The organism is Microbacterium sp. (assembly GCF_031178525.1).
GTDB lineage: Bacteria > Actinomycetota > Actinomycetes > Actinomycetales > Microbacteriaceae > Microbacterium.
On record NZ_JAPSJA010000124.1, the window covers coordinates 1 to 7685 of the forward strand.

Here is a 7685-nt window from a genome sequence, read left to right on the forward strand (position 1 = left end):
ACCTGCTGGAGGCGCACGGCACCGCCCTCACGACCGAGCACGTCGCGCAGGCCTGGCTCGACAACCTCCCGGGCGGACGCGTGTTCACGGCCGAGCGGGCGGCCTACCGCAACCTGCTCGATGCGCGACCCGTGCCGGAGACCGCGACGCACCACAACCCGTTCCGCGAGTGGATCGGCGCGCTCATCCGTGCGGATGTGCACGGCTGGGCCCACCCCGGCGACGTGCGCCGGGCGGCGCGCTCGGCGTGGACGGACGCGCGGCTGAGCCACACCCGCAACGGCCTCTACGGCGCGATGTGGGCCGCGGCGCTGTGCGCGGCGGCGCTCGTCGCCGACCGCACCGGTCAGGTGCTCGACGCCGCGGACGCGGTCGTTCCGCCGCGATCGCGCCTGGCCGCGGCGATCGCGCTCGGCCGTGAGGCCGGACGCGCCGTGGCCGCGGGAGCTGCGGACGAGCCGGCCGCGCTCGACGTTCTGCACGACCGCCTGGGAGGGCTGCACTGGGTGCACACGCTGAACAACGCCGCTCTCATCGCGTGCGCGATCGAGGCGTCGGCCGGCGACTTCGGCCGTGGCATCCGGATCGCGGTGGCCGGCGGCTGGGACACCGACTCGGCCGGTGCGACCGTGGGCTCCGTCCTCGGCGCGCTCGGCGGCGCGGCGGCGATCGGCGAGAAGTGGACGGCGCCGCTGCGCGGCCGGATCGCGACGTCGCTGCCGGGCGGCGCCGAGCGCGACATCGAGGAGCTTGTGGCGCGCACGCGGGCGCTGCCGGAGAGGATGCGAGCATGACCGTGGCCGTGGTGGGCAGCGTGAACATGGATGTCGTCGCACGCGTGGCGCGCATCCCGCGACCTGGGGAGACCCTGCTGGCAACCGGGTCGTCGCGCGGCGGCGGCGGCAAGGGCGCGAACCAGGCGGTCGCCGCCGCCCGCGCCGGTGGCGTTCCGGCCGTGTTCATCGGTGCGGTCGGCGCCGACGGCGACGGGAGCGCGCTGCGCGAGGCGCTCATCCGCGACGGCATCGATGTCTCCGGGCTCGCCACCGCGCCGCTTCCCACCGGGGTGGCGTTGATCTCGGTGTCGGACGACGGCGAGAATGCGATCGTCGTCGTGTCCGGAGCCAACGCCGCGGTGGACCGGCTCGGGGACGACCAGCGCGCGCTCGTCGCCGCGGCCGACGTCGTGCTCGCCCAGCTGGAGATCCCGCTGCCCGGTGTGCTCGCCGCCGCCGAGGCGCGGGCTGACCACGCGGCGTTCGTGCTGAACGCCGCGCCGTCCGGCGCGCTCGCCGCACGAGACACGGCGGCGCGCGTGCTCGCCGTCGTGGACGTCCTGGTCGTCAACGAGCACGAGCTCCGCGACATCCTGCGCGGAACGGGAGGCGACGCCGGTCACGAGCTCGAGGCGGCGGTGGACGCGATCGCCGCGCGCGTGCCCGCGCTCGTCGTGACGCTCGGCGCGGCGGGCGCGGTCGTCGCGGTGGGGCGCGAGCGTCGCCACGTGCCGGCGTTCCCCACGCAGGCCGTCGACACGACCGCCGCGGGGGACACGTTCTGCGGCGTGCTGGCCGCACGCCTGTCCGACGCCGGACGCCGCCCAGACGCCGATGTCCTCGCCGATGCCGCACGCGCGGGCGCTGCCGCTGCCGCGCTCGCGGTCGCGCGTCCCGGGGCGCAGGAGGCGGTTCCCACGGCCGACGAGGTCGCGGGACTGCTGGAGACGGCATCGTGAGCGGCGGCTTCGACCCGCTGGTTCCGCGGGAGATCGACCTGCCCACGTCCGTGCCTCTCGCCGAGGACGTCGCGGAGGGCGAGGTCGCGCTCGCGCTCGACGACGCCAAGATCTTCGCCGCGCCGGCCGACCCCGCGGATCTGCCGGCCTGGCGCGCGCAGCTGACCGCATGGCGCGAGGGCGCTCGCGCGCGGCATGGCGAGACGGCGCGCTACGACGATCCGGCGTCCGCGTGGGCGAGCCGCTGCTTCACGGTCGCGCAGGTGTGGCTGTGGGACGAGCTGTTCTTCGACTTCGCGGCGCAGCGCTTCACGCCGGAGCGTCTCCTCGACGACGCGCGCGAGCGCTTCGGCGGGCTGGACGGGGTCGTGCTGTGGCACGCCTACCCCGTGATCGGCATCGACGACCGCAACCAGTGGGACTTCTACGAGGTGCCCGGCCTGGAGGCCGCGGCGCGCGCGCTGCGCGAGGCGGGCGTCGCGGTGTTCGTCGACTACAACCCCTGGGACACCGGCACTCGCCGCGGCGGCGAGGACGCGACCGAGCTGGCCCGCGTGATCCGGCGCCTGGGCGCAGACGGCGTCTTCCTCGACACGCTGCGGAAGGCCGACCCGGACCTCGTCGCCGCCCTCGACGACGCGCGACCCGGCATCGGGCTCGAGGGGGAGTCGAAGCTCGCGACCGAGCGGATCGCCGACCACACGCTGTCGTGGGCGCAGTGGTTCGCCGACTCGCCCGTGCCGGGCGTGCTGCGCGCCCGCTGGTTCGAGCGCCGGCACATGCAGCACCACATCCGCCGCTGGCATCGCGACCACTCCGGCGAGCTCATCTCGGCCTGGCTCAACGGCGTCGGGGTGATGGTGTGGGAGGTCGTGTTCGGCGTCTGGGTGGGCTGGAACCCGCGCGACGCCGCGACGCTGCGCCGGATGCTGCCCGTGCAGCGCGGCCTGCACCGCTGGCTCGTCGAGGGCGAGTGGACGCCGCTGTCCGTCAGCGACGGCGCCGTGCACGGATCCGCGTTCGCCCTGGACGGCGTCACGCTGCTGACGCTGGCGAACACCGGATCGCGCGACGCCGTGCACCGGCCGGAAGGAACGGGTCGGTGGATCGCGCTGCACGAGCCCGGCGCGCCGGTCGTGTCGGAGGCGCCCGCCGTCACGGTGCCCGCGCACGGGATCGCGGCCCTGCTGCACCTCGGGGAGGGTGCGGACGAGCCCGCGGAGCTCGCCGAGCTGCGGACCCGGCTGGCGGAGCGCACGCACGTCGCGGACGCGGCGTTCCCGCACCGGCGGGCCGAGCGGCTGTCGGCGCCGGCGTGGGAGGGGCCGCGCGCGCCGGACCCCGCGGAGCTCGCCCGCGAGACCGTCGAGCTCGCCCCCGGCCGCCGCATCCTGACCGTGCGCTTCCGTCAGCGCGAGACGGGGATGTACGACGGTGCGCCATACGTCGACGAATGGAAGCCCCTGCCGCCGCGCCTGCACGACCAGCGGACGCTCGAGAGGGTGGCGGACATCCGGTCCGCCGTGCGCGTGGCCGCCGTGGAGGTCACGGAGGCGCAGTACGCGCTGTTCCTCCAAGCGATCGGCGAGCCCACGGACGAGGCGGCGTCGGCGGATCGCCCGGCGACGGGAGTGACCTTCACCCGAGCCCGTCAGTACGCGGCGTGGGCCGGCGGTCGCCTCCCGTCGGAGGACGAATGGCAGCTCGCAGCGAGCGAGCCGGGCTTCCGACGGCTCGAGCCGCTGGTGTGGAACTGGACGGAGTCGGAGCACAGCGACGGCCGCACCCGGTTCGTGATGCTGAAGGGCGGTTCCGCGCACGAATCGGCCGGATCCGACTGGTACTTCGACGGCGGTCCGCGCTCGCCGCAGTTCGCCGCCAAGCTGCTGCTGCCCGGTCTGGGCGTGGACGCGTCGCCGTCGATCGGCTTCCGGGTCTGCTGGGACGTGAGCGCATGAGCGCCCTGGCCGGGCTGCGGGTCATCGACGCGTCGACGCTGTTCGCCGGCCCCATGGCGGCGATGCACCTGGGCGACATGGGCGCCGAGGTCATCAAGGTCGAGCAGCCCGGCCGCCCGGACCCGTCTCGCGGGCACGGGCCGTCGAAGGACGGCCACAACCTGTGGTGGAAGACGCTCGGGCGCAACAAGCGCACGATCGCGATCGACCTGCACATGCCCGGCGGACAGGACGCGTTCCGGCGGCTCGCGGAGACCGCCGACGTCGTGATCGAGAACTTCCGGCCGGGGACGCTCGAGCGCTGGGGCCTCGGCTACGAGACGCTGGCCGCGGACAACCCCGGGCTCGTCCTCGCGCGCGTCACGGGTTTCGGGCAGATCGGCCCGTATCGCTCGCGCCCCGGCTTCGGCACCCTCGCCGAGGCGATGAGCGGCTTCGCGGCGATGACGGGCGAGCCCGACGGCCCGCCGACGCTGCCGCCCTTCGGCCTCGCGGACGGCATCGCCTCGCTCGCGACGGCCTACGCCGTCATGGTGGCCCTGCATGCCCGTGAGCGGACAGGCCGGGGTCAGGAGGTGGACGTGGCGATCATCGAGCCGATCCTGGCGATGCTGGGACCGCAGATCACGCGCTGGGATCAGCTCGGCACCGTGCAGCCGCGCACGGGCAATCGCTCCGGCAACAACGCCCCGCGCAACGCGTATCGCACGTCCGACGACCGCTGGGTCGCTGTCTCGTCGAGCGCGCAGTCGATCGCGGAGCGCGTGATGGCGCTCGTGGGGCGCCCCGAGCTCGCCGAAGAGCCTTGGTTCGCGACGGGATCCGGTCGCGCCGCGCACGCGGACGAGATCGACGAGGCCGTGGGCGCCTGGATCGGGGAGCGTCCGCGAGACGAGGTGATCGCCGCGTTCGAGCGGGCGCAGGCCGCCGTCGCGCCCGTCTACGACGCGGCCGACATCGTGACGGATCCGCACTTCACCGCGCTCGGCACGATCCACCGCATCCACGACGACGACCTCGGCGACATCGCGATGCAGGGGCCGATCTTCCGGCTGTCCGAGGACGAGCCGGTGATCGCGTTCCCGGGGCGGGCGCCGGCGGCCGACACCGACGCGGTGCTCGCCGAGCTGGGTCTCGACGCCGACGCGATCGCGCGGCTGCGGGACGAGGGGGCGATCGCATGACGGACCGGATCGTGCTGACGGCGCTGTACGTCCCGGCGGACAGGCCGGATCGCGTGAGCAAGGCGCTCACCGCGGGGGCGGACGAGGTGATCGTCGATCTCGAGGACGCCGTCGCGCCGGCGCGCAAACGCGACGCGCGCGCCGCCCTGGTCGACGCGCTGTCGGCGGCGTCCTCGGTCCAGGTGCGCATCAACGCGCGCGGATCGGCGTGGCACGACGACGACCTGGCCGCCATCCGGGAGCTGCCCGCGACCGTCGCCGTGCGCGTGCCGAAGATCGCGTCGGCCGATGACGTCGCGGCCGCGCGCGAGGTCGTGCCCGGACGCCGCATCCACGCGCTGATCGAGAGCGCGATCGGCGTCGAGCGCGCGTTCGACATCGCCTCGGCAGGCGTGGCGACCCTCGCGCTGGGCGAGGCGGATCTGCGATCGCAGCTCGGTCTGCCGTCGGGAGACGACGCGGGCCTGCAGTGGATCCGTTCGCGCGTGGTCAACGCCGCCGCCGCGGCGGGCCTGCCCGCACCGATGATGAGCGCCTACACGGACGTGCGCGACGCCGACGGGCTCGCCGCGAGCTGTGCGGCGGGGCGCGCGATGGGCTTCCTCGGGCGCACCGCGATCCATCCCGCGCAGCTGCCGGTGATCGAGCGCGCGTTCCGGCCCTCGGACGCCGAAGTCGACCGCGCGCGCGAGATCGTCGAGCGCGTCGGCTCGGCGGCGGACGACGGCTCCGGCACCGTCGTGCTCGGGGACGGCACCTTCCTCGACGTCGCGATGGTCGAGGCCGCACGGCGGGTGCTCGCGATTGCGACGCGCTTCGCCTGATCCCGTCGGACGCCCGGCGGACAGCCGCAGAACCGGGTCAGCCCGCGCGCACCCACTCGTCCTCGATCATCCGCCAGAAGGTGCGAGGTTCCTCGATCTCGCGCGCCACGTCGGCGAGCCAATAGGTCGTGTCGGGCGCCCAACCGGCGATGACGGACGACATGCCGTTCGCGACGGGGATCTCCCGCGTTGCTGCCGCGAGGTAGCCGATCGTCGTGAGATGGACGGCGTCCCACTCGGTCGCGACGCTCAGCCAGTCGGGCATCACCCAGCGCCCATCCCTGCCCGTCGTCCGGTACCAGTCCTGACGGCGAGAGGCCGTCACCTCCAAGGGGTGGCGGCGGCACAACTCCGCCCAGTCGCCCGGACCGCGGATCTCGCACGTCCGGCCGGCGCCGCGCACGGGAATCGCGGTGGCGACATCCCAGCCGAGCGAGTCCTCCACCAGCAGCAGGCCCGCAGGGCGTCCATCCGTCAGCTCTCCCGTCGTGTGCGGCAGCGTGGTCGGCGCCGACCACCAGGTGCCCGACCAGTTCGCAAGGGGATCACTCGGGCGCTCCCGCGCGCTGGTGATCTCCTCCGTGCGCGTCGCGTCGTGCCAGCGCACGAGCTCGGCCGCCGGATCCGAGACGAACGGTGCGGGGTCCGCGGCGTCGCGCCAGTCGATCGCCCACTGCGCGATCCGGCGATCCTCGTGCCACCACGCGAGTTCCGGCCGGTGTGAGAGCGCGGCGGCGATCGGCTCGAGCGCGGCGCGGACATCGGGCAACGCAGCGAGCACGTCCTCGCCGCCGGGCTCCTGCCAGTACCGAGCGCTGGTCACGCTCTGCCGCAGAGCCTCAACGACGATCGCGGCGCCGGCGTCTCGGGGGTCGAGATCGCCGAGCAGCGTCACGAGCGCGGCCACGGATCCCGTGGGTTCGTAGGCGGGGTCGCCGATCAGCAGCACCGAGGTCCCGCGCCCCGGGTCCAGCTCGTAGCTCAGATCGAACACGTGCCGCATGACCCTGTCGTCGAGCAGCTGCGCCACCCTCCAGGCACAGCCGCCGACCGCGGGGTCCGTCGGTGATCGAGAGGCTCATCCTGCGATCCTGCCGATTACCACCCCTTGGCGGAAAGGTCGAGCCGGTACCGGATCGACTTCCACACCGGGAGCATCGGTTTCATGACGTCTTCCGAGTCGCACCGCGGGCGCGCGACGTCGTCCCAGCGCAGTCACGTCCGACCCGCCCGGAACGTGTGGTCGGGAGTGCTGTTCGGCGTCGGCCTGATCGCCTTCATCGACGAAGTGGTGTTCCACCAGCTGCTGCACTGGCACCACTTCTACGACCGCGGCACGCCCGAGCTCGGACTCGTGTCCGATGGGCTCTTCCATGCGCTCAGCTGGTTCGCCACGATCGCGGGCCTGTTCCTGTTCGCCGACCTGAGACGACGAGACGCGCTGCACCTGCCGCGGTGGATCGGCGGGGTGCTGCTCGGCGCCGGTGCGTTCCAGCTGTACGACGGCACGATCCACCACAAGGCGTTGCAGATCCACCAGATCCGCTACGTCGACGACCTCCTTCCGTATGACCTGGCATGGAACATCTCGGCCGCGGTGATCCTCGCCGTGGGGATCGTGCTCGTCGTGGTGACGCGTCCGTCCCGGGCGGCCGTGCGGGAGCGCGCCTGATGCACGGGCACGGCGGCGGAGGAGGCGCGGGGACGCTCGACCTCGTGCTGCTGGGACTGGCCGTCCTGGCGGTGGTGGTCTATGCCTCCGGCATGGTCACGTCGCGGCGACAGGGGCGCGCGTGGTCGACGGATCGGCTCGGGCTGTGGACTGTCGGGATCGCCGCGGCCACCGCCACCGTGGTCGGCGACCTCGCGGAGAAGGCGCACGACGACTTCGTCGCTCACATGGGCGCGCACCTCGCCGCGGGCATGCTGGCGCCCCTGCTGCTCGTGCTCGCCGCGCCCGTCACCCTCGCGCTGCGGACGCTTC

8 protein-coding genes are annotated in these 7685 nt (G+C 74.0%); 7 read left to right on the forward strand and 1 reads right to left on the reverse strand.

Features of this window, described 5'->3' with window-relative positions; genetic code table 11:
* The 5 genes from RIF89_RS08990 to RIF89_RS09010 all read left to right on the forward strand — a co-directional run.
* On the forward strand, positions 1-794 hold a 794-nt coding region (locus RIF89_RS08990), incomplete at its 5' end, for an ADP-ribosylglycohydrolase family protein (RefSeq protein ID WP_309068783.1).
* A complete protein-coding gene (locus RIF89_RS08995; RefSeq protein WP_309068784.1) occupies positions 791-1735 on the forward strand; it encodes a PfkB family carbohydrate kinase in 945 nt (314 codons plus the stop codon). The genes RIF89_RS08990 and RIF89_RS08995, both read left to right, overlap by 4 nt.
* Positions 1732-3693, forward strand: a complete 1962-nt coding sequence (locus RIF89_RS09000) for an SUMF1/EgtB/PvdO family nonheme iron enzyme (protein ID WP_309068785.1) — start codon at positions 1732-1734, stop codon at positions 3691-3693. The genes RIF89_RS08995 and RIF89_RS09000 overlap by 4 nt, the downstream gene beginning before the upstream one ends.
* On the forward strand, positions 3690-4877 hold the full coding sequence (locus RIF89_RS09005) for a CoA transferase (RefSeq protein ID WP_309068786.1): 1188 nt from the start codon (positions 3690-3692) through the stop codon (positions 4875-4877). Before RIF89_RS09000 ends, RIF89_RS09005 begins: the two co-directional genes overlap by 4 nt.
* Positions 4874-5701 carry a CoA ester lyase gene (locus RIF89_RS09010; protein WP_309068787.1) on the forward strand — a complete coding sequence of 276 codons (828 nt, stop codon included), beginning with the start codon at positions 4874-4876 and terminating at the stop codon, positions 5699-5701. The genes RIF89_RS09005 and RIF89_RS09010 overlap by 4 nt, the downstream gene beginning before the upstream one ends.
* Positions 5702-5738: 37 nt before the next feature.
* Here the strand turns inward: RIF89_RS09010 and RIF89_RS09015 are convergent, their stop codons facing one another.
* Positions 5739-6731, reverse strand: a complete 993-nt coding sequence (locus RIF89_RS09015; RefSeq protein WP_309068788.1) for a hypothetical protein — start codon at positions 6729-6731, stop codon at positions 5739-5741.
* 135 nt (positions 6732-6866) lie between these two features.
* Between RIF89_RS09015 and RIF89_RS09020 the strand changes: the two genes are divergently transcribed.
* Together RIF89_RS09020 and RIF89_RS09025 are read left to right on the forward strand one after the other, a co-directional pair.
* Entirely contained in the window at positions 6867-7373 is a 507-nt protein-coding gene (locus tag RIF89_RS09020) for a DUF2243 domain-containing protein (protein WP_309068789.1), read from the forward strand.
* Positions 7373-7685: cytochrome c oxidase assembly protein (locus RIF89_RS09025; protein WP_309068790.1), on the forward strand; the 313-nt coding region annotated here is incomplete at its 3' end. The genes RIF89_RS09020 and RIF89_RS09025, both read left to right, overlap by 1 nt.